A 21,527-nucleotide genomic window follows, 5' to 3' on the forward strand; every position below is an offset into this window, starting at 1 on the left:
ATCAGGAAGTTCGGCAACGGATTTTGTAATTGATGTCAGTGATTGAAGGAAGAGGGAACAGGGAACGGGGAAAAAGTAGGCTGCGTCGCTACAAGAATTCTGGCTATTTACAATTATGGCATAGCGACTCACCTTATCGCGATCCTCTCCCAGAAATCGCGATCGCAACTAATGACTGCTGGCTAATGACTAACAGACATATTCAATAACTCTCAATATCTTTCCCCGCTTGGTTTCTGGCGATCGAACCCTTAAAGCACCGATCGCCAGAAACCAACCTTTCAATACTACAAACCGTTTTTCAAGTAACCGGACACAATTAATTGCACACTCAAAGGTCGGAAATTACTAATTTACAAGCTTGGCGAGCGATCGTAATGTAATTAATATTGTCCTTAACAAATAAAGGTACGTAGTTGGGCTTTAGCCTCCTTTATCTATACGTCTAAAGGAGGCTAAAGCTCAACTACGTACCTATTTCTATCTCTCAACAATAAAACTACCATGCTTCGATCGGGGGATGTGAGGGGATCTCTTGGAATTTATTATTCAAAGCAGGGCTATTTCATTCTCAGGACTATTGCGATTTTGTAGGGGTAGTGCCAAGAGTGCCTACCCCCTCTACTCGGAGAGGGCGGGCACTCTTGGCACCGCCCCTACAAGAGAATGAAATAGCCCTGTTATTCAAAGCGTATTGCAAAAAAATATTAGTGCGGAAGGCAAGTCCGCATCCACCTGACGACTAAACTCCTCATTACAAACCCAACTGGTGTTTCTTTAAAAAATCTATTCCTAAAAAAATAGCTGCGATACTTCCAGCTACACAAATTTCTCGGTTAGTTATTTTCAACAAAACTTCTGAAATGGGTACTAAAACTACTTCAATATCTTCTGTAATATCCAATTCGATTTGGCTGGCAAGCTTGACATTTTTACCAAAATATAGGTAAATAGAATTAGTGTCTTTTACGGGATTGTCGTATAAAACTGCTAGTTCCAAAATTTGTTCAGCAACATATCCGGTTTCTTCAGCCAGTTCTCGGGCGGCAGCAGCTTTGCCACTTTCTTCGGCAGGATTAAAACTCCCAGCCGGGAGTTCAAGTAAAATTTCGCCGACGCCATGCCTGTATTGACGCACAAATACAAGTTCTTGCTGTTCTGTCACCGCAAATATGAGGGCGATATTGGGTCGGACATTAATAAAAAAGTCGTCGATAATTTGTCCGCTTGGCAATTCTATTTCATCTTGCCTGACTTGACACCACTTGTGGTTGAATACCAAGCGCGATCGCAGTAATTTCCATTTAGTTAAATTTTTCATATTATTGAATTCTTCATAAAACGCGGACGACTAATCCTTCTTCGGCTGCTGATGGCGTACCTTACCCTACTTGAAGGGTCAGGAAAAGAAGGATGAATGCGTATCTGCTGGCATCCGGCATCAGGCAGAAAGTGTTAATATCAAATCCGTTAACATCGTCCTGTATTTATCTCTCTCTTCCCTTTCTCTGTGTTCTCTGCGTTCTCTGCGGTTAAATCATTCCGATCCAACCGGAAACGATATAACTTCCAATTTTCCAATTACCCATTAATGCTAAACTTTCAGCGTCAAGCCACCCTTGCCGTTAGCGGTACGGCCGATCGCACTTATCCCGTAGATAATCGCCCGCAACACCTCTACCAAAAAAAATTATCCTCGAAGCTAGTTAAAATCTCAACTTTTACGAGAAAGAATTGCTTGAAAGCGTGCACGCCCGGGAGAAATTAAAATCCGACGATTCATTACTCCAATCCTCTGACTTAATGGTAGAGGTAGCTCTTAAACTGTCAACTGTCAACTGTCAACTGTCAACTGTTGAAACAGCCATGCAATACAAAAAATTACCGCCTAAATTTTGGACAGACTTACATAAACTTACTGCTAATTGTTTGGTATCCTCATTTTTAGGCTCTGTGTCGATCGCCCTGAGTATAGCAGCAGCCACCACGGTTGCGACAGTGCAAATCGCACAGCAACCAGCCAATGCTTCTACAGTCACCAGTTGGCGGTTCGATCCAGCCACAAATCAGCTAGAAATTACTCTCCCAGAGGGCAGAAATCCTACCTATTCCCTACTCAACCCGTCTCAAATTGCTGTGGATTTGCCCAATACTCCGATCGCCGTTGATGCAACTCAGCTATACCCGCAAGGCAATGTACGTTCCGTGGCGGTAATTCAACTACCATCAGGAAGCATGAGAATTTTGGTAAATTTGTCTCCCGGAGTGGCTTTCAACGGCGAACAAATTAAATTTCAAAGAGTCGGGGTAGAAAATCGCTGGGTGTTGCGTCCCTCGATCGAGCCTGCTTCCTACCAGGCAACTCTCGACACGCAAACACCGACTGCAATCCCAGTACCACCTAATCCGCAGTCAGCCGATTCTAACTCAACTCCTGCCAAAGCGTCTGTCCAACCTGCCTCGGCTGAGGCTATAACTTACGAGCAAAACTCTTCGGGGCTGTCAACTCCAAACGACCAAATCCGACCGATAAATGTGCCTTTAGTCAGGGTTCCGGTTAACAGACGCCAGGGGGTAAGTTCTGCCCCTGTACGCCGTCCTGCTGCCCCCCAGGATCGGATTATCGATTTTGGTGAACCGCTTCGCTAATACTCGCTTGGAGTCGATCGCACCTATACTTCGATAATCCGATCGTCAGAGTTAGAAATTTTGACCTTCACTGGGTGGAGCGATCGAACCCGGTTGGTTGAGGAACAGGTTTTTAGCGCCGTCGTTTTGGTAAATACAGTTAATTTCAGGTTGACCTTCCAGGGGGCCGGTGAACCCAAAGGTGTTCATGCGATTTTTACACTCGCGCACTTGCTCTTGGTTGATCAGTTTTCTTTGTTCGAGAATTGCCCAGTTATTGGTTCGCAGGACGCATCCGGGACGCATACTCGGCTGGGATATGTAGACGTTGAAGGGGTTGAGGGTGACGAAGAGGCGCATATCTGTCACCATCGCGCTGGCTCCAAACTGCACGCAAAGTTCGGGGTTCGGGGCGCTGCGATCGATAAATTCCCGGGATGCTACGTTTTGTGGGCTAATTGTAGCCGTGGAACTGAAGGCAATGCCGATCCCAATTCCCAGAATAAAAACCGCTGTTAAAATCCCTAGGGTGGCGGAATTGAGGAAAGAGGGTTTACCAGACTGAGGTTGTCGTCGCGACGATCCGCCAAATGGCCCGGAGTCTTCGTCTCCCCGGAATGGGTCGCCGAATCTGTCTCTGTCGTTGTAGGAGTTAGGTTTGCGTTTCATATAACGTTGAGTCCGTTCTGGGGATTTAACAGCTAGTAGTTTTTTATTTTTAACCGATCTTGCCTCTATATATTATGACCCCAGACAGGTGGCGGTTGCGGGCTGAAGATACTTCCTCTGGGTTTGGTATCGTTGACAGCTCGCGATCGGCTAGGCGGCTGCCTTGTCTGAATTTGGAGATTTTAACAATTCGCCGGGAACTCCCCCACATCGCGTAATGACTGTCCGTTCGCTCATTTTCTCTAGTGCTTTATGAATTAATCTGACGCTAAATAACACCATATGTAGTGTCATTTGTGTGAAATTTATCCACAGTAGCTTTCTCAAAATTTATGCACATATTTGAAGTTATGTCAATATTTTTTTTGTGCCTGTAATGCCTATTCGTTCGTAGATAAATCCAGACACTCGATCAAAATGAGCGAACACAGAGTAATCAAGGAACAGCGAAGCGATGCACGGTAATGTAGCAGGTGGGGGATGAGAGGCTCTTGGATGCAGCGAAGCAGAATCCACAAACAATCACGGCGTACTGTCAAAAGCACATTTACCACTTTCTTGGATTTATGTTAAATTAGAAATATGAAAAAAGCGGCCAAAGTACGAATTTATCCAGACAACACACAAAAGGAAGCGCTAGCAAAGGCTTTCGGCTGTGCCCGTTGGTTCTGGAATAATTCGCTGGCCCAAACCAATCGACTCTACAAAGAAACTGGGAAAGGATTATCTCGGCAAGGGATGAATGACCGTTTACCAGAATTGAAAAAAGAATTTGAATGGTTGAAGGAACCTTACAGTCAAGTGCTGCAATCGGTGTCACTCAATCTTTCACGGGCTTTTATCAATTTCTTTGAAGGTCGGGCCGCTTTCCCAAACTTCAAATCGAAGCACGGGAAACAGTCGATCCAATATCCTCAACATACCGAAATACTGGATGCTGGCTTAAAACTACCTAAAATCGGGGTGGTGGCCGCTAAAATCCACCGCACTTTTGAGGGTGAGTTAAAGACTGTTACTATCTCTCAAACATCATCAGGTAAGTATTTTGCTTCCTTGTTATTTGATGATGGTAAACCCGAAGCTGAATCTTCAAGTGAGGGCAAAGCGGTAGGGATTGATTTAGGATTGACTCACTTTGCCATCACCTCCGACGGCTCCAAGTTTGACAACCCACGGAGCTTAAAGGCGCGCTCGAAAAACTTGAAGCGCAAGCAACAAAAGCTATCACGTAAAGTCAAAGGCTCAAATACTCGACTGAAGGCGAAACGCATTGTGGCGAGAGTCCACGAGCGGATTGCTAATACCCGAAAAGACTTCCTGCATAAGCTCTCCCGTAAACTGGTGAACAAAAACCAAGTCATCGTGACGGAAAACTTAGCGGTGAAAAACATGGTGAAAAATCACAACCTAGCTAAAGCAATCAGTGATGCTAGTTGGGCAGAATTCACCAGAATGTTGAAATATAAAGCAGGGTTTGATGGAAAGGTCTATATTGAAGTAGACCGTTTTTTCCCATCTTCTAAGACCTGCTGGGTCTGTCTCAATCGAGTTGGTAGCTTGCCTTTAGATGTTCGCTCATGGCAGTGTCAAAGCTGCGGAACAAAGCATGACCGAGATGTGAATGCGGCGATCAATATCCGAAATGAAGGACTCCGCATTTTAGCGTTGGGAACCAGCGCTACTGCCAGTGGAGGGAAGGTAAGTCCCAAGGGTGGAAGGCGTAAGTCATCCGTCTCTAAGGTTCTCCCCGTCGAAGCTGGAAGCCCTACCCTCAACGACCCCAGAGCGCAGCTCGAAGGAAGTAGGGTGGGGTAGTTCACCATCCTACAAGTAAGGAGGTATAGATTAGTGTCTGTCGAAATTATTCAAAAGCCTTCTACAGTCCGCAAGCTTGCGCCGCGCTACCGCGTGCTGCTGCACAATGACGATTTCAATCCAATGGAATACGTGGTGCAGACTTTGATGGCGACTGTACCCAGTCTGACTCAGCCACAGGCTGTGAATGTGATGATGGAAGCCCACACCAACGGGCTGGGACTGGTGATTGTTTGCGCTCTCGAACACGCTGAGTTTTATGCTGAAACGCTCAACAATCACGGATTGAGCAGCAGCATCGAACCTGATGATTAGAAAACTAGAGGCACCTGAAAGTCTTGACCCACCGAGTTTTTAACTCATCTTGAATAGCCTCGTACCAAAAAGCCAAGGGACTAACCTTGGCTTTTTGGCATATTTAATGCGGTCGATCGCGAGACTGGAAGAGTAAAGGTTGGGAGCAACCGGGCCGGAAATTATTCGGACGGTGGTTCAAAGCTAGGTGGCCTCGATCCCCAATTTCAGATCTCCCATCTCAAATCTCGATCGTCGGAAATTAATTAGGAAATTAATAACGTCCGCCGCCGCCGCCGCCACCGCCGCGACCAAATTTGCCTGGGCCGCCGCCGCCCCGGTTGCCGCCGCCCCGGCCGCCTTCATCTTCACGGGGCTTAGCTTTGTTAACTTTGAGATCGCGACCCATCCACTCTGCTCCGTCGAGAGCAGCAATCGCTGCATCTTCTTCGGCATCTGTTGACATTTCTACAAAACCAAAGCCGCGCGGGCGACTGGTTTCTCTGTCGGTAGGTAGATGTACTCGCTTAACGGTTCCGTATTCGGCGAAGACGGTGGTGATGTCTTCTTGGGTAACTTGGTAGGATAAGTTACCGACGTATATCGACATGAGGAATAACTCCAAAAATTAGACAGTGCAAAGATTTCAGTTTCGGAGAGTCCCCTGCCGATACAGAAGGGCAAGTTTTTAAACAATTCTGTAGCAATGAACAAAGCCTGCAACCGAATCTGATACACTTGGGATTTTAGCACAGAATGCCGTCTTTTGAGTAGCTTTCGGCACTTAATTAAGTCGTTTTAACACTCCTCGACTATCAGGTACGAGGATTCTTGGGCCCAATCGTGCCTCTACCAACAATGTCAGTTTTGGTCTTACAGTTTCATGTAAGCGTCCAACTACACCTTTTACAGCAAGCACTCTTACGGACTACTCCCCAAGCGTAAATTCGCGTGTGTCCCACGCTAGTTGATTTTTATTTGCTCTTACCGTGTGGATTTGGTTTTTACCATTGACGGTTAAAGATTTTGAGATCCCGGAGTAGGACGTTCAACCTGTTTCCTCACGTTCTCACGGTCAGCAACCTGCGAATACTATAGCAGAAAGCCGTCGAGCGAAGGACGGGGTTTTAAACCCAAATTTCTGATAATTCCATGTCAAACTTTTATGGTATTCAGAAACCGGATTTTGAGCTGTGATGTTTTGCCAAACTCGAACCCGAGAAAGTTGTGGGACTGGCCGGCTACCGCAGGAAAGATACGTCTAGATTCCCAAAATTGGTACTCAAAGCGAGATTCAGGTTTTCCAAGGCTTTGACTAACCACACCACGCCTTCTCGGGTAGAAAATTCGTAGTGACCGAACAAAATTGCCAACCGCTTTTCTAGATAGGGCTTGACTTTGCCACAAATTAGCACGATTTTCAGCAGCAAACCTGTGGTTTGGGTGGGCCCGAGGTTTGAGATCAGGTCGATGAAGACAAAGTGGTTGGGCCGCGCAGGACTCTCTACTACTAAAAAGTTCAATAACTGGCTGCAAGTTCTGATCGTTAAAAATTCGTTGAACTTCTGAGCATCGTTGTGGGGAAAGGTATTTTGTAGTTGCTTATACAGTTTTTCGTTAAATTGACGTTTGCCGTAGCCATCGTCGGTGACGGAAGAAATTAGGTATTCGTATAAGTCGTCTTTAAAGGATTTGTAGGACACAGTTGTGCTGGTGTTCGCCATGAAGCGGCCGGCTAGCTGTCGGTAGGTATCGGCTCCTTCTACTTTTCCGACAAATTGCTTGAGGGCAAAGAACAGCTCTGGGTCGCTCAACAGCGTCGGGTTTTTTATAGTCTGTATACTTCTGCCGAAGGAGATTGAGGTATGCCGGCGGGCGGCTTGAGCTTTTCTCACTTGGTGAGCCACGTATTGTGAGAGGTCGATTTCAAATTGCTGCTGCTTTTGAGCTTGGATTTTTTGAATAATTTTTTGCTGTTCGTAGGTGCTGTCGTCGCTGAGGAGGCAGTGTTTGTAGAGGTAAGGGTATCGGGGAATTAAGGTTCCGAGGGCTAGGGTGGCGGGAGTTTTGCCGTTGCTGTCTTCATTGCTGTGGGTGATGACTTGGGCTAAGCGTTTGAGTGTGAGGTATTGTTCGCTTTCGGTAAATTGATTGACTAATTGGGGGATGGAGTGAGTAGGGCGCGATCGACTATATCGAGATAATATTTTGGGGGCTTCTTCAAACAGAGCGATCAATTCCGGGATAGCTGCTTGCTTGCCGGGGTATGTTTGCCAGCGGTTGATCAGGATGTGGCAGCAACGGTTGAGGATGTATTTGAATTCTTGTTCGGCGTAGGGTGAGGCTGCTATTTTTTCGAGTGCTTCAGCGATGGCGCGATCGCGATATCCGTTACCGTAGATAAACAAAGTGCGAAAACGGTCGATTAGTTCGATCGGCTGCTCTACTTTTACCAACTCCAGCCAGTGGTTGTAAAGTAGCTGTTCTTCTTCCTGGCTCTGTCTGTTATAGTCGTTCACTGTGGATTAACCCTCCAAGTATTGGGCAGGAGCTTTAAGCGCCATTGGCAGATATGAATTGGCAGATGAAGCACCTAAATTGAGTCAACCGAGCTTCTGGCCTCCCGAGACTTGCGGGTAGAAGCGGTCAGTAGATGAAGCCGATCGATCTTTTTTACTTAGTTAAACTATTTGTCAACACCAGCATGACATGAATTGTTTGCAATTAGCAAGGCCTAAAATCACCACAAACTTTGTAAATTATTGGTAAAGATTGTGGGTGTGTTCTAGATAATTTATGATGGGCAGAGGATTTATTCTTACCCGAAAGAATTGGTTGAAATCCGGAAACCCGGGAGAAATTAAAATCATACGATTCATTACTCCAATCCTCGGACTTTTAAGTAGAGGTCGCTCTCCCATGGTCAACTGTCAACTGTCAACTGTCAACTGTTGAAGAGTGTCAAGGTCAATCCTAGTCGGCAGCCCCCTGTTATACCATTTGCGATTGGCGATTGGCGATTTGCGATGGGAATGACTGAGGACTCCCAGAGTTTAGATTGCGGGCCAAGCAGTTGCATTCTTTTTTGAACTGGTGTCAGTTAAATGTGAGGTGGGGCGAGGTAGGATTAGCTGTGAAAATAATGATTTGAAATGTGAGTGCTGGTAATATGGTCTGTCGCGTAAGTATCGCCCAACTTGCTGAAATTTTAACTGTACCTTTGCCTGCTGTGTCTGAGGACGTTCTGACAGTTGTAGGGACAGGTATTGCTACAGATACGCGCACCATTGAGGGGGGCGAGGTATTTTTGGCGCTGCGGGGAGAAAATTTTGACGGGCATCAGTTTGTTACAAAAGCCCGAGATTTGGGAGCGATTGCTGCGGTAGTCGATCGCACTTACCAAGCAGAAGTTCCCAATTTTCCGCTGTTGCGCGTTGACGATACTTTAAAAGCTTACCAGGCGATCGCCCGTTGGTGGCGCGATCGATTCAGTATACCGATAATTGGTGTTACTGGTTCAGTAGGTAAAACTACTGCCAAAGAATTAATTGCAGCGGTTTTGTCAACGCAGGGAAATGTTCTTAAAACTCAATATAACTACAACAATGAAATAGGAGTCCCGAAAACTCTGTTAGAGCTTTCGCCGACCCACAATTATGCTGTAATTGAAATGGGAATGCGCGGGCTAGGAGAAATTGCGCTGCTGTCGCAAATTGCGCGTCCGAATATTGCGGTAATTACTAATGTAGGAACGGCGCATATCGGGCGCTTGGGTTCGGAAGATGCGATCGCCCAAGCTAAGTGCGAACTGTTAGCGGAAATGCCTGCTGAAAGTATTGCTATTCTCAATCACGATTCTGACAGATTAATGGCAACTGCGGCGCAAGTTTGGCAGGGAAAAACTTTAAGTTACGGATTAGAAGGCGGCGATTTGTGCGGGGAATTGCTGAATAATGATGCAATGCTTGTAGAAGGTGTGGAATTGCCACTGCCCTTGGCTGGAAGGCACAATGCTGTAAATTATTTGGCGGCTTTGGCGGTAGCAAAAGTTTTACGGATTAAGTGGGAAGTTTTACAGCAAGGTTTGTCCGTGCAGTTACCGGATGGACGGGCGCGCCGCTACGATTTGCCGCAGGATGTTGTGATTCTGGATGAGACTTACAATGCTGGCTTGGAGTCGATGCTGGCGGCGCTGAGATTGTTAGCGGATACTCCGGGAAAGCGCCGGATTGCGGTGTTGGGCACGATGAAGGAATTGGGCGAAAGGGCGATCGAATTTCACCGACAAGTGGGAAAGGCGGCGCGGGATTTAAACCTCGATGCTTTGTTTGTGTTTGCGGATTTTGAGGAAGCGGCGGCGATGGCGGCGGGTGCGGCGGGCGTGCCTTTTGTGGAGATAGGAGACATTACGGCGCCCGATGGGCGAGAAGTTTTAGCAAAGCGGTTGTTGGGATTTGTCGAAAAGGGCGATCGTATTTTATTTAAGGCTTCTCATTCCGTGGAATTAAATCGAGTTGTCCAGAAGTTCCGCGCCGATTTTGCAAGTCAATAACTAGCAATTTGGTTCGTAGTGAGGACTTCAGTCCGCATCCGACGAGAGAGGACTAAAGTCCTCACTACGAACCTATGTTTTAGATGATATGATGTACTTTAAAAGTGCCTGCGAACTCTTCACCAAAGTAGCCCCATGATTGCTAAAACTCTCAGTCCGCCCGAACAAATAGTCGAGTTATCAAATATCAGTTGGCAAACTTACGAGACGTTGCTTGCCGAAATCGGCGATCGGCCAATTAGACTGACATACAATCGTGGCAATTTAAAAATTATGGTGCCTTCAGCAGAACACGAAGTTTACAAAAGAGTAATGGGTCGATTTGTTGAAACATTAGCAGAAGAATTAGATGTGAGAATTGAACCTCTTGGTTCTACTACATTCAAACGTCCCGAACTTATTGGTGCCGAACCAGATGATTGTTTTTACATCCAGAATGCTAGTGCAATTAAAGGCAAAAAACGACTCGATATGAGTCAAGATCCGCCGCCAGATTTAGTGGTGGAAATTGATATTACCAGCAGATCCGACAGTACGTTGCAGGTTTATGCCGCCCTGGGAGTGCCGGAAGTCTGGATTTACAATGGTTCGCGGCTCAGAATTAACAGATTAGAAGATCGAGGGTATGTGGAGTGCGAGATCAGTTTGGCATTTCCGAGTGTGGCTATTTTAGAAATTGTCAGTTTTCTGGAACAGGCGGAAACAATGGATTATTTGGAATTAGTTAAAGCATTTCGGAATTGGGTAAAGAGCCAAATTAATCAAAATCAATAGTCCTGTTTATTTTATTCCAGGACGCAGATCGGAAACCACTTTTTTTGACGACAAAACTTGATTGTGACCCGCAGATTGTGTAAAATTTTATCCCTCAATATCCCGATCGCTCTAACGGCTCGATTTCAATATCGGGTTCGATCGCAATTATTGAAATTTTGGCATTTTCAACTACTGTATTTCCCATCATTGTATTGTGCATTGCCTCAAACTTAGATTCATCCTCAGCAATTCGTTCGTAGTGCAAAATTACGTGATAACGCTTTTCAATTGGCTCTCCAGAATCTGAAATTTCCACCGCATCCCAGTCTAGATTTTGAGAATCTTCGGCTTGCTGGCGGTAGCGAGAGGCTAAATTTTCTAAGCCGATCGCGATCGCGTGTTCTTTCGTTTGTCCGTAAAAATTCATGGTATCATCGGGGCGATCGCTCAGAGATGATGATATCTGACACAGATACTGCCCGTTTGATTGAGCGCAAACGTCGATCGCAATTGTACCAGTAGTGCGATCGGGATTTATTTGAGTCATGTCAACCTCGCTATTTCATGAAATAAAGTTGCTAAATTGTATCCGGGTCAATATTTAATTATCGCAGTTTTCCGGCCAGGCGATCGGTACGTTGCATCTCTATCAAAATTGAGATGTAGGAGAACATTAGGATACGGTTTAAGATATGCAAGGGCGAAATTAAGGTAAATTTCAGGCGATCGTCCGAGTCATCCATCCGCGTCAGTCAGCGTTCATCTGCGGTTGCTAAAAACAGCGTCAAACGCAGCCATCCCGATCCTGACTCGCCCGTTCACTCTCCTGACTGAATTTGACTCCTCACCCACTCCCGGAACAACCGCAGTAAAGCATTTTCCTTGGTAGTCCTCCTCAATTCCAAAAAGCGCAGCATCTCAACTTGCGACAAAAAAGGAAAAGTCGGAGAAACATCTCTTTCTGCATATTCCTGTGCTTCCAACTGATAAATTATTAAACGATTTCCGTCGTAGCGCCAAACTTCCGGTACGCCCAAACTTGCGTATAAAGAAAGGCGATCGATCGAACTGCTAGTCACGTCAATTTCCACAACTAAATCTGGTGGCGGATCTTGATTGAGATCGATTTGTTCTTTGTCCCAAACCACATTCTCATTTTGGATATAGTAGCACTGATCCGGTTCCAAACCGCGAGCCAAATCCTCGCGCCTGCAAGTTAGAGAACCCAAACTCCGAATTTCGATGTTTAATTCTTCACTCACACTTTCCACAAAACGGCCTAAAATTTTCTTACTACCTTCATGGGGTGCTAAAGGAGTCATAATTTCTAATGTTCCTCGATCGTAAGTCAGGCGAATTCCTCCGTGCTCCCCTAACTCATTCAGCAGGGATTCGTAGGTTTTCCAGCTAATATTTTTTAGCAGAATTCCGCTACTTTGATTCTGGATTAGGGTGGCTGTCATGGCTACCTGCCTGGTTGTAGATTATTGATTGTATCTTAGCAAACGTTATATTGATTGACGGGCGATGGCTGCGCCCCGGCCTACGCACTTTTTCACTCTCTTAACTAAATTTGAGTCCTCACCCACTCCCGGAACAACCGCAGTAAAGCCTTTTCTTTTGTAGTCTGTTTCAATTCCAAAAACCGCAGCATTTCAGACTTTAACAGAAAAGGAAAAGTGGGAGAAACCTCGCACTCTGCGTATTCATTGCCTTCTAACTGATAGATGATTAAACGATTGCCATCGTAGCGCCAAACTTCAGGTACGCCCAAACTTGCGTAAAGTTCGAGACGATCGATCGAACTGCTGGTAATGTCAATTTCAATAGCTAAATCTGGTGGTGGATCTTCGTTGAGATCGATTTGTTCTTTATTCCAGACAACATCTTCATTCTGAATGTAGTAACATTTATCGGGTTCCAACCCCCGTGCCAAATCTTGGCGCTTGCAGGTTAGTGAACCTAAGCTGCAAATGTCAAGATTTAATTCATCAGTTATAACTTCTACAAAATTTCCTAATAGTTCTCCTGATTTTTCATGGGGTGCTGAGGGAGTCATGATTTCTAATTTACCTCGATCGTAATTCAAACGAATTCCCGGCTGTTCCGCTAGCTCGTTTACCAGGGATTCGTAGGTTTTCCAGCTAATGTTTTTTAGCAGAATTCCGGTTGTTGGAGTTTGAACCAGGGTGGCTGTCATGGCTACCTGCCTCGGTTTTAAATTATTAATTTTATGTTAGCAAATATGATACTTGACTTATTTGATAAATCTGCGATCGCCCTTACGATACCGCCGATTAATATCAAATCCGCTCTTCCTCGAAATGATTAATCTCTTTCTTCTCGGACTCTGTCTCCTCTGCGCCCTCTGTGGTTTTAATCATTCCACTACAGCCAGAAACGATATAATAAGGTTCGTAGTGCGGACTTCAGTCCGCTTTCTGCTGCGGACTGAAGTCCGCACTACAAGCAGATTTTTGTAAGAGTCCTGGACGCACCAATATCAAAGAAACCGGGTTTTTTACCTCATCTCGTCGCTGTGGCGAAGGATGTTCGTGAAAAAACCCGGTTTCTGGATACTTGTTCGTAAAGTACGATCGCACTATTCGATCGCACTTACACTCAAAACACTACTTAGCAGCTTGACGCTCTTTCGCATCCTTGATCACTTCCTCAGCGATATTGCTCGGACAAGGAGCATAGTGCGAGAAAGACATGGAAAACTGGCCGCGCCCAGAAGTCATGGTACGCAAATCGCCAATGTAGCCAAACATTTCGCTCAACGGCACATCTGCCTTGATCCGCGCGCCTGTTTGTCCGGTTTCCTGAGATTTCATCATCCCCCGGCGGCGGTTGAGGTCGCCGATGACATCGCCCATGTGATCGTCTGGGGTGAAGACATCGACATTCATGATCGGTTCCAGCAACTGAGGCCCAGCCTTGGGTACAGATTGGCGGTAGGCGGCTTTGGCTGCAATTTCAAAAGCCATTGCTGAAGAGTCAACCGGGTGGAAACCTCCATCAACCAGGGTGAATTTCAAGTCCAAGCAGGGGAATCCAGCCAAGACGCCCACATCGATGCAGCTTTGGAAGCCTTTTTGCACGGCTGGCCAATACTCTCTCGGTACGCTACCACCAGTTACTTTTGACTCGAACACGAAGCCACTTCCGACTTCACCAGGCTCGACGATATAGCCAATTTTCGCAAATTGACCTGAACCACCAGATTGTTTCTTGTGGACGTAGTTGTCTTCGAGGCGCTTGGTGATGGACTCGCGGTAAGCTACTTGCGGTTCGCCAACTTCTACTTCGACGCCGTGGGTGCGTCGCAGAATGTCCACTTTGATGTCGAGGTGCAGTTCGCCCATGCCCTTGAGGATGGTTTCGCCGCTTTCTTCGTCTGTGACCATGTGGAAAGATGGGTCTTCTTGTACCATCTTGGTCAGCGCGGCGCCCATTTTTTCTTCGCCTCCTTTGAGTTTCGGTTTGACCGAAATGGAGATGACTGGTTCTGGGAACACCATTGGCTCCAGGGTTGCGGGATTTTTGGGGTCGCAGATGGTGTGTCCGGTGCGGACGTTTTTCATACCTACGATCGCAATAATATCGCCTGCTTGAGCTGAGTCAATTTCTTCGCGGGAGTTGGCGTGCATTTCTACCAAACGGCTGATGCGCTCGGTTTTACCTGTGGCGGTGTTGAGTACGGTGTCGCCTTTCGATATCCTACCGGAGTACAAGCGCGTGAAGGTTAAAGCTCCGAAGCGATCGTCCATAATCTTAAATGCTAGGGCGCGCAGGGGTCTTTCTGGATCGACGATCGCGAAATTGCCTGTTTCCTCGCCTTCGAGATCCACCTCAGGCTGAGGCGTAACTTCCATCGGGTTCGGGAGGTAGTCAACGACTGCATCGAGTACCAACTGGACGCCCTTATTCTTAAACGACGAGCCGCAGTAGGTGGGGAAAAATGCCATGTCGCGGGTGCCTTTGCGGATGCACCGTTTCAAATCTTCGATACTCGGCTCGTTGCCTTCGAGGTACTGTTCCATCAGGTTATCATCCTGCTCGACAGCGAGTTCAATCAACTGTTCGCGGTATTTCTCGACATCATCGACCATATCGGCCGGAACATCCTGAATTGTGTAGCCCATCGGATCGCCCGAATCATCCCAGATCCATGCTTTGCGGGTGAGCAAATCGACCATGCCGCAAAATTTGTCTTCAATGCCGATCGGCAAAACCATTACCATTGGTTTAGCTGCGAGAACTTTATCGACTTGGTTGACAACTCGGTAAAAATCTGCGCCCGTGCGATCGAGCTTATTGATATAGACGATACGAGCAACTTTAGAATCGTTAGCGTAGCGCCAGTTAGTTTCCGATTGCGGTTCAACTCCACCGGAACCGCAGAACACACCGATACCGCCATCGAGAACCTTCAGAGAGCGGTAAACCTCGATCGTAAAATCGACGTGTCCGGGAGTATCGATGATGTTGAGCTGATGCTCGTTCCAGAAGCAGGTAGTAGCAGCGGATTGAATCGTAATCCCGCGCTCTTGCTCCTGTTCCATGAAGTCAGTCGTCGCCGCGCCTTCGTGTACTTCACCGATTTTGTGGATTTTACCCGTCAGTTTCAGGATTCTTTCAGTTGTGGTGGTCTTGCCAGCATCTACGTGGGCGAAGATGCCGATATTTCGATAACGAGTGAGATCTTTCATAAAAAAATTCGGGAAGTGGGAAACGAGCGTGGCTTTAGCCCGCTCGTGGGAAACGGCTCGGGGATTTCAATCAAGAGTGAATCTTTCCATTACACGAGGATTGCTTAATTCGGTGTACTTTTGTGATGTACTTTCGATGGGACAATTACCACCTCAAACCTCGCAATCCGCGATCGTATAATGTTTGCTCCTTTATGAGCCTCCCTTGCGGGGTAATGTTAGCTTCGACCTGGTTATCTGGGCTTGTTAGGCTTGCAACACTGTTCCAGTGACTTTAGAACTGTTTAATTGAAAGCGACAGAGCGGAAAACTAGCTTCGCATTCTCCGGTGTCGTGACCCAAATAACGGCTGCTCTTTCGAGCGGTCTGGTCAGTACAGCTTGCGAGAGATTCTCTTACAAGCTCAGTAGCTAAAGCCCTGAGTTACTGACAATTACTGTTGAGATTAAATGCGAGGAACCGTCGGCCACCCGTCGGCCACCCACCTGCAAGCGTGACAAGCGAGGAATCAATGTTGCCTGGGGCCGGCGAGTACAGGTTGGATTTGCTTTTTCCTGTTTCTGGCAGCACTACCTTAATTTTGACACTTCCCCGTCATTCCTGCGAAGGATTTTTAGTTCGATCGGTGCGGGAATCCTTACAATCATAAAAATAACCCAGACGGAGGCAAAAATTCTCTCACAAAATAGGTTGGGTTGAGGCACTCATTGAACAAATAGGACTTAGACATGAAGCCCAGAAACCAGTTTTTTTTTAAGAAAATACTTTGTTGTCAGTGAAAGGAAGAAGGAATAATGCTTATAGAGCAAGCTTTATCGCAAATCGGCACCTGATATTTAATTAAGCTGCGTCCGAAACTATCTAAGTCAAAATCGACCCGCTCATCATCCGCCGATATCTGCGATCCAATTCATCCCGAACCACCGGCCACTGATTCAAACTTTCATCATTCTCAATTACCATTTGAGCGGCCGCCCTCGCCAACTCCAAAACCTCCTGATCCTCCACCAAACTCGCCAAAGCAAAATCCGGCAAACCCGACTGCCGAGTTCCCAAAACCTGACCGGGCCCGCGCAATCTCATATCCATTTCCGCAATAAAAAAGCCATCTTGAGATTGTTCTAAAACCTTCATTCTCTGCATAGCTTCCGCAGCCTTAGAACCGGGCATTAACAAACAATAAGAACGGCTGCTGCCCCGGCCGACTCGACCCCGCAACTGGTGCAACTGCGAGAGTCCAAAACGCTCGCAATTTTCAATCAGCATTACCGTTGCATTTGGTACGTCTACTCCCACTTCCACGACAGTTGTAGATACTAAAATATCAGTTTCCTTATCCCGAAACTTAGTAATTGCGTCATCTTTGTCAGCACTGCTCATCCTACCGTGGAGCAAACCCACCTTAAACTCAGGAAATATACTTTTTTCGAGTTTCTCTTTTTCCTCAATTGCCGATCGCACATCCAGCTTTTCCGACTCCTCCACCAGAGGCAGAACCACATAAACCTGACGCCCGCTCGCCACCTCCCGACGAATCAAATCGTAAGCCTGGAGGCGTTCTTTCGCAGACAGAACAGTCGTTTGAATGGCCTGCCGGCCGGGGGGAAGTTCATCAATTTGACTCACGTCTAAATCGCCGTGCAGCGTCAGCGCCAGCGTCCGGGGAATCGGAGTTGCTGTCATTGTCAAAACGTGGGGAGATTCGCCTTTTTGCTGCAATTTAGCGCGCTGCTGCACGCCGAATCTGTGCTGTTCGTCAATTACAGCCAAACCCAATTTATGGAAATTCACCGTATCTTGAATCAGCGCGTGAGTTCCCACTAAAACTGGCAATTCTCCGGTTTCTAACTGGCTGTGAATTTCTCGGCGCTTAGCTACTTTTGTCGAACCAGTTAACAGTTCGACAGACAAGTGCATCAAATTAAACCAACCTACCAATTTGCGGTAATGCTGTTCTGCTAAAACTTCTGTCGGCGCCATTAAAGCGGCTTGATAGCCGGATTGAATTGCTGCTAGCATTGCGACTACGGCGACGACTGTTTTGCCCGCGCCGACATCGCCTTGCACTAACCTGTTCATCGGTTGCGGCGAAGCTAAATCGTTGAGGATGTCGTTAATTACTCTTTTCTGAGCATTCGTCATCGCAAAAGGCAAGATTTCATAGAAATGTTCGATCAATTTCCCGCTAGGAAGGATGACTGCGCTAGCTTGAGCTTTTCTTTGGGTTTGACGGCGCTTTAAGAGTCCTAGTTGCAGGTAGAAAAATTCGTCGAAAACTAAGCGGCGGCGGGCGGCGGACAAGCAATCGCGATCGAGCGGAAAGTGAATATTTGCCACCGCATCGGCTAAACCCATTAAGCCGTAACGCTCGCGCAAATCCTCCGGTAGCGATTCTGGCAACAGTTTCGCGGCCGGAATTGCTGCTAAGATCGATCGCCTCACCGAACCTGCATCGACCCCTTCCGTCAGCGGATAAACAGGAATCAGGCGGCCGACTTTCATAGATTCGATCGCACCGCCGGAATCATCTAATACTTCCAACTCAGGATTTTCTAAAGTAATGCCGTATTTACCCTGCTTCACCAACCCCGAAGCAGCCAGCACCGCACCAGTACAATACTCGCGCTTTTTGAATTCTTGCCAGCCGCGATTGCTATAGCGATGCCCGGCAAAAAAGCGACTGATTTTAATTTCTCCGGTACTGTCTTTTAAAATTACTTCTAATATCGTTAATTTCTTATTCTTCGGGCTAGAAAAGCAATTGCAGCGCTTGACTTCAGCGATTAAAGTGACTGTTTCCCCCGCTACTAACTCGCGAATTCGTACTTGCTTTGCATAGTCGATGTGGTTGCGGGGATAATAATAAAGCAAGTCGTATACGGTGTCTAAACCGAGTTTTAGCAAACGGTTGCCGTTGGCGGGGCCGATGCCTGTCACGCGCGCTAACGGTTGATCTAAAGTCAAGCTAGGCGGTGGAGGTGTTGTATTCAGAGGTGCGGTTCGGGGAACGTTCACCGCTGGGGTGCTTGAATCGGAAGCATTTTCTAGTCGGACTTGTGTCGTTTGTTCTTCCCAAACTTGCTCCATTTGTCTGAGGAAACTGACTGTAATGGCGATCGAATGCTGGCGCCCTTCGAGATCTTTCTGAGGGTAGATGTCAAATTCCACAGCAAGTTCTCTGGCGCGATCGCGCGAAGAACCAGTGACAGCGCCAGCCAACTGTCTCAAACTCAGGCCGAGAAACTCGCTGAAGCGGTATTGACTGCCTTGGATGTCGTTAAATCCGCGATCGGCTTCTACGGAAAGAGCTTTTTGCAATCGCTGCCATTCTGGTTGGTTATTAGTCATCAGTCATTAGTTATTAGTCATTAGTCATTAGTCAGTTGTCAGTTGTCAGTTGTCATTAGTCAGTAGTTAACGGTTAACAGTCAACTGTCAAAGTCAACTTTAAACTGTCATTAGTCAGCAGTCATCAGTCATTAGTTATTAATCATAGCTCAAAAAATCCAGACAACTGACAACTGTCAACTGACAACTGACAACTGTCAACTGTCAACTGTCAACTGACAACTGTCAACTGTCAACTAACAACTGACAACTGTCAACTGACAACTGTCAACTATTAACTGACTAATCTTCAAACCAACTCGACCGCCAAGCTGACTCAGCCTCTACTACCGCCATTTCCCGCTGCTTTTTCTGGTAATCGCGGCCGAGGGAATTCAACTTTGCAGAGAGGTTGCGAATTTGCTGGCGCCAAGCCGATGTTCCCGGATCGGCAAACTCTATTTCCGACAACCGCAGTTTAATTGCTGTAATGTGCAAAGCATTACTACCGGGTCTTTTTCCCAAGTTTGGCGGTGCTGGTGAACTATCTGTTTCAATGATTAAGCTTAATAGGTTAGGCGGCCCCGCCACGCTGTCGGCGGACAATTCAGCAGCAGAAGCAGCTTCTAGAACCTGTTCTGGTAATTGACTGGGCAAGATTTCCGACTGTTGCAGCAAGCGGTTGGTGTCGCGAGACAGCAGCTTGAGAGTCTGGGCGATCGACTTTTCAATACTATTTTGCCAGCGCGCCAAACTTTGCGGGGAATTGGCAATTGGTAATTGATTGTTTGTTGCTGGAAATTGATAGTTAATAGCGGAAAATTCCTTGTTTTCCTCTATTTCTTCCTCGACGAATTCGTTTTCCTCGATTTCTTCCTCGCCAAACTCGTCTTCATCTATTTCTTCATCTATTTCTTCATCTATTTCTTCATCTATTTCTTCCTCTTCCTCTTCCTCTTCCTCTTCCTCTGCTTCTGATTCAGTCGTGAGCGATCGCAATTTTTCTTGAGACGCCGCAGCCAAACGCCTTACAGACTGCTGCATTTTTTGCCGCCCGTCGAAGGACAACTTGAGAAACGACTCCGGAACCGCTTGAGTGCAAAGGTGATAGCAAGCCAAAATCAACTGCTGTCGCACCGCTTGTCCCAAGGCAGTTAAATAACCATCGTAGGTACTGCGAAACTCTAGATTCAAGGCTGCTAAAGCCTCTTCGAGTCCTGCCAAATCTTGCTCTATGCGCTCTCTGGATCCCACCATATATCCCCTATAAAATTCAAATAGGACGATCGGCAAAACAACCCGATTTCTGCCATAAATTGTCTGATTGTCGAGTTAACTCTGGTTAGAAATCGGCTATTGGTTTCAACAATCGCCTCAAACCTTTTTATCTTTTTTATCTTTCGGTTTCCAGCCGAGTCTCGATTCCCCTCACATCCCCCAGATAGTCGTAAAATATCGACTCTTGGGTACGTAGTTGCGCTTCAGCGCTCCGGCGCTAATTTACGGTACAAACGACTCAATGTGAAAACTCGATTCCCCTCACATCCCCCGGATAGTCATAAAATATCGACTCTTGGGTACGTAGTTGCGCTTCAGCGCTCCGGCGCTAATTTACGGTACAAACGACTCAATGTAAAAAAATGAAACAACTAAGTTAATCTTCTGAATTTTCAAGTTACCCATTTTCAAACCCCGATGAGCAACGCCCTCTTTCGGAATATTATAAAGAGCGCTAAAGCGCAACTACGTACCAAGAGCGCTAAAGCGCAACTACGTACCAAGAGCGCCCAAGCGCAACTACGTACCAAGAGCGCCCAAGCGCAACTACGTACCAAGAGCGCTAAAGCGCAACTACGTACCTATTTCTGTAGTCGTGTAAAAACTAAAAATTAAAAATGCAAAAAAATAGCTTTTCACATTTTTAATTTTTATTTTTCAATCTAAATTTTCGATTATTGAGCAGCACCCATTTGGGCTGCCACTTCATCGGCAAAGTTAGCTTCTACTTTCTCGATGCCTTCGCCCAACACAAAACGCACGAAGCGGCGGACTTGGACATTTTCGCCAATTTGGGCGATCGTTTGTTTGACCAACTCTTCCACCGAGATATTTTGATCTCTAATAAAAGGCTGATCCATCAAACACAACTCTTTCATCCGCTTGTCAATCCGCCCTTGAACAATCTTTTCTTTGATATTGTCCGGCTTGTTGCCCAAGTCATCTTTTCCCATTTCAATTGCCTTTTCTCGTTCGACAATTTCAGCGGGGATATCTTCAACTTTCACGTATTCCACATTCGGGCAAGCTGCAATTTGCATCGCAATATTGCGTACTAAACTTTGGAATTCTTCGCGCCGTGCCACAAAATCTGTTTCGCAGTTAACTTCCACCAGCACTCCCACGCGGCCGCCCGTGTGAATGTAGCTGCCTACAAGTCCTTCTGAGGCAACCCGTCCTGCTTTTTTGTCGGCACCAGCCAGACCTTTTTTCCGCAGCCACTCAATTGATGTTTCGATATTGCCATCGTTTGCGGTGAGGGCTTTTTTGCAGTCCATCATCCCCGCGCCGGTTTTGTCGCGCAGTTCTTTAACAAGTTTTGCAGATATGTCCGCCATCTTCTTTAAGTTCCCAATCAAAATTAGTTATTAGTCGTTAGTCATTAGTCATTAGTCATTAGTCGTTAGTCATTAGTCATTAGTCATAATGTTAATGATTAGACAAGAGTTAAGAAATAGCAAGTCAGCCTTCTGGCGGATTTGGTAGGTGTACAA

Annotated in this window: 17 protein-coding genes; 6 read left to right on the forward strand and 11 right to left on the reverse strand. The window is 46.5% G+C overall.

What is annotated here, in order from left to right; all coding sequences use genetic code 11:
- Positions 1-754: 754 nt before the first annotated feature.
- Positions 755-1,321 carry an NUDIX hydrolase gene (locus QZ938_RS07650; RefSeq protein WP_293350354.1) on the reverse strand — a complete coding sequence of 189 codons (567 nt, stop codon included), beginning with the start codon at positions 1,319-1,321 and terminating at the stop codon, positions 755-757.
- Positions 1,322-1,734: 413 nt separating this feature from the next.
- Here QZ938_RS07650 and QZ938_RS07655 point away from each other — a divergent pair, with 413 nt between their 5' ends.
- Positions 1,735-2,649 (forward strand): AMIN domain-containing protein, encoded by a 915-nt coding sequence (locus tag QZ938_RS07655; RefSeq protein ID WP_293350349.1) that lies wholly within the window; start codon positions 1,735-1,737, stop codon positions 2,647-2,649.
- Between the two features lie 51 nt (positions 2,650-2,700).
- Here the strand turns inward: QZ938_RS07655 and QZ938_RS07660 are convergent, their stop codons facing one another.
- Entirely contained in the window at positions 2,701-3,297 is a 597-nt protein-coding gene (locus QZ938_RS07660) for a DUF3172 domain-containing protein (RefSeq protein ID WP_293149969.1), read from the reverse strand.
- Positions 3,298-3,371: 74 nt separating this feature from the next.
- Here QZ938_RS07660 and QZ938_RS07665 point away from each other — a divergent pair, with 74 nt between their 5' ends.
- From QZ938_RS07665 to clpS, 3 genes are all read left to right on the forward strand, one after another.
- Positions 3,372-3,515 (forward strand): hypothetical protein, encoded by a 144-nt coding sequence (locus QZ938_RS07665; RefSeq protein WP_293149967.1) that lies wholly within the window; start codon positions 3,372-3,374, stop codon positions 3,513-3,515.
- 364 nt (positions 3,516-3,879) lie between these two features.
- The gene (locus QZ938_RS07670; RefSeq protein ID WP_293350346.1) at positions 3,880-5,112 is read left to right on the forward strand and encodes an RNA-guided endonuclease TnpB family protein; all 1,233 of its coding nucleotides are present in this window, start codon (positions 3,880-3,882) and stop codon (positions 5,110-5,112) included.
- A gap of 33 nt (positions 5,113-5,145) precedes the next feature.
- Positions 5,146-5,427: an ATP-dependent Clp protease adapter ClpS gene (clpS, locus tag QZ938_RS07675; RefSeq protein WP_193976163.1), complete on the forward strand. Its 282-nt coding sequence runs from the start codon at positions 5,146-5,148 to the stop codon at positions 5,425-5,427.
- A 253-nt stretch (positions 5,428-5,680) separates the two neighbouring features.
- On the opposite strand, the gene QZ938_RS07680 is transcribed toward clpS, so the two are convergent.
- On the reverse strand, positions 5,681-6,016 hold the full coding sequence (locus tag QZ938_RS07680; RefSeq protein WP_293185195.1) for an RNA-binding protein: 336 nt from the start codon (positions 6,014-6,016) through the stop codon (positions 5,681-5,683).
- A gap of 631 nt (positions 6,017-6,647) precedes the next feature.
- Positions 6,648-7,925 carry a hypothetical protein gene (locus QZ938_RS07685; RefSeq protein WP_293350343.1) on the reverse strand — a complete coding sequence of 426 codons (1,278 nt, stop codon included), beginning with the start codon at positions 7,923-7,925 and terminating at the stop codon, positions 6,648-6,650.
- A gap of 650 nt (positions 7,926-8,575) precedes the next feature.
- On the opposite strand from QZ938_RS07685, the gene murF reads away from it, so the two are divergent.
- Positions 8,576-9,958, forward strand: a complete 1,383-nt coding sequence (gene murF, locus QZ938_RS07690) for a UDP-N-acetylmuramoyl-tripeptide--D-alanyl-D-alanine ligase (protein WP_293350340.1) — start codon at positions 8,576-8,578, stop codon at positions 9,956-9,958.
- A gap of 135 nt (positions 9,959-10,093) precedes the next feature.
- Entirely contained in the window at positions 10,094-10,732 is a 639-nt protein-coding gene (locus QZ938_RS07695) for a Uma2 family endonuclease (RefSeq protein WP_293350337.1), read from the forward strand.
- 94 nt (positions 10,733-10,826) lie between these two features.
- Here the strand turns inward: QZ938_RS07695 and QZ938_RS07700 are convergent, their stop codons facing one another.
- The 7 genes from QZ938_RS07700 to tsf all read right to left on the reverse strand — a co-directional run bounded on the left by QZ938_RS07700 (position 10,827) and on the right by tsf (position 21,371).
- The gene (locus QZ938_RS07700) at positions 10,827-11,261 is read right to left on the reverse strand and encodes a hypothetical protein (RefSeq protein WP_293350334.1); all 435 of its coding nucleotides are present in this window, start codon (positions 11,259-11,261) and stop codon (positions 10,827-10,829) included.
- Positions 11,262-11,532: 271 nt separating this feature from the next.
- On the reverse strand, positions 11,533-12,177 hold the full coding sequence (locus tag QZ938_RS07705) for a Uma2 family endonuclease (RefSeq protein WP_293350331.1): 645 nt from the start codon (positions 12,175-12,177) through the stop codon (positions 11,533-11,535).
- Between the two features lie 104 nt (positions 12,178-12,281).
- Positions 12,282-12,914, reverse strand: coding sequence for a Uma2 family endonuclease (locus QZ938_RS07710; RefSeq protein WP_293350328.1), 633 nt, complete (start codon positions 12,912-12,914; stop codon positions 12,282-12,284).
- A 430-nt stretch (positions 12,915-13,344) separates the two neighbouring features.
- Positions 13,345-15,429 carry an elongation factor G gene (gene fusA / locus QZ938_RS07715; protein WP_293350324.1) on the reverse strand — a complete coding sequence of 695 codons (2,085 nt, stop codon included), beginning with the start codon at positions 15,427-15,429 and terminating at the stop codon, positions 13,345-13,347.
- 861 nt (positions 15,430-16,290) lie between these two features.
- Positions 16,291-18,777, reverse strand: coding sequence for an ATP-dependent DNA helicase RecG (gene recG, locus QZ938_RS07720; RefSeq protein ID WP_293350321.1), 2,487 nt, complete (start codon positions 18,775-18,777; stop codon positions 16,291-16,293).
- 282 nt (positions 18,778-19,059) lie between these two features.
- The gene (locus tag QZ938_RS07725) at positions 19,060-20,013 is read right to left on the reverse strand and encodes a hypothetical protein (protein WP_293350318.1); all 954 of its coding nucleotides are present in this window, start codon (positions 20,011-20,013) and stop codon (positions 19,060-19,062) included.
- Between the two features lie 695 nt (positions 20,014-20,708).
- Complete coding sequence (gene tsf / locus QZ938_RS07730) at positions 20,709-21,371, reverse strand: translation elongation factor Ts (RefSeq protein WP_293185205.1); 663 nt, start codon at positions 21,369-21,371, stop codon at positions 20,709-20,711.
- Positions 21,372-21,527 lie beyond the last annotated feature (156 nt).

Origin of the sequence: Microcoleus sp. CAWBG27, assembly GCF_020883145.1 — a bacterium.
Lineage (GTDB): Bacteria > Cyanobacteriota > Cyanobacteriia > Cyanobacteriales > Microcoleaceae > Microcoleus.

What these genes read in the sequence shown, in the direction of transcription:
- QZ938_RS07650 (WP_293350354.1), bottom strand. Translation starts at nt 1,321, where the DNA reads ATGAAAAATTTAACTAAATGGAAATTACTGCGATCGCGCTTGGTATTC.
- QZ938_RS07660 (WP_293149969.1), bottom strand. Translation starts at nt 3,297, where the DNA reads ATGAAACGCAAACCTAACTCCTACAACGACAGAGACAGATTCGGCGAC.
- QZ938_RS07665 (WP_293149967.1), top strand. Translation starts at nt 3,372, where the DNA reads ATGACCCCAGACAGGTGGCGGTTGCGGGCTGAAGATACTTCCTCTGGG.
- QZ938_RS07670 (WP_293350346.1), top strand. Translation starts at nt 3,880, where the DNA reads ATGAAAAAAGCGGCCAAAGTACGAATTTATCCAGACAACACACAAAAG.
- QZ938_RS07680 (WP_293185195.1), bottom strand. Translation starts at nt 6,016, where the DNA reads ATGTCGATATACGTCGGTAACTTATCCTACCAAGTTACCCAAGAAGAC.
- murF (WP_293350340.1), top strand. Translation starts at nt 8,576, where the DNA reads ATGGTCTGTCGCGTAAGTATCGCCCAACTTGCTGAAATTTTAACTGTA.
- QZ938_RS07695 (WP_293350337.1), top strand. Translation starts at nt 10,094, where the DNA reads ATGATTGCTAAAACTCTCAGTCCGCCCGAACAAATAGTCGAGTTATCA.
- QZ938_RS07700 (WP_293350334.1), bottom strand. Translation starts at nt 11,261, where the DNA reads ATGACTCAAATAAATCCCGATCGCACTACTGGTACAATTGCGATCGAC.
- QZ938_RS07705 (WP_293350331.1), bottom strand. Translation starts at nt 12,177, where the DNA reads ATGACAGCCACCCTAATCCAGAATCAAAGTAGCGGAATTCTGCTAAAA.
- QZ938_RS07710 (WP_293350328.1), bottom strand. Translation starts at nt 12,914, where the DNA reads ATGACAGCCACCCTGGTTCAAACTCCAACAACCGGAATTCTGCTAAAA.
- fusA (WP_293350324.1), bottom strand. Translation starts at nt 15,429, where the DNA reads ATGAAAGATCTCACTCGTTATCGAAATATCGGCATCTTCGCCCACGTA.
- recG (WP_293350321.1), bottom strand. Translation starts at nt 18,777, where the DNA reads ATGACTAATAACCAACCAGAATGGCAGCGATTGCAAAAAGCTCTTTCC.
- QZ938_RS07725 (WP_293350318.1), bottom strand. Translation starts at nt 20,013, where the DNA reads ATGGTGGGATCCAGAGAGCGCATAGAGCAAGATTTGGCAGGACTCGAA.
- tsf (WP_293185205.1), bottom strand. Translation starts at nt 21,371, where the DNA reads ATGGCGGACATATCTGCAAAACTTGTTAAAGAACTGCGCGACAAAACC.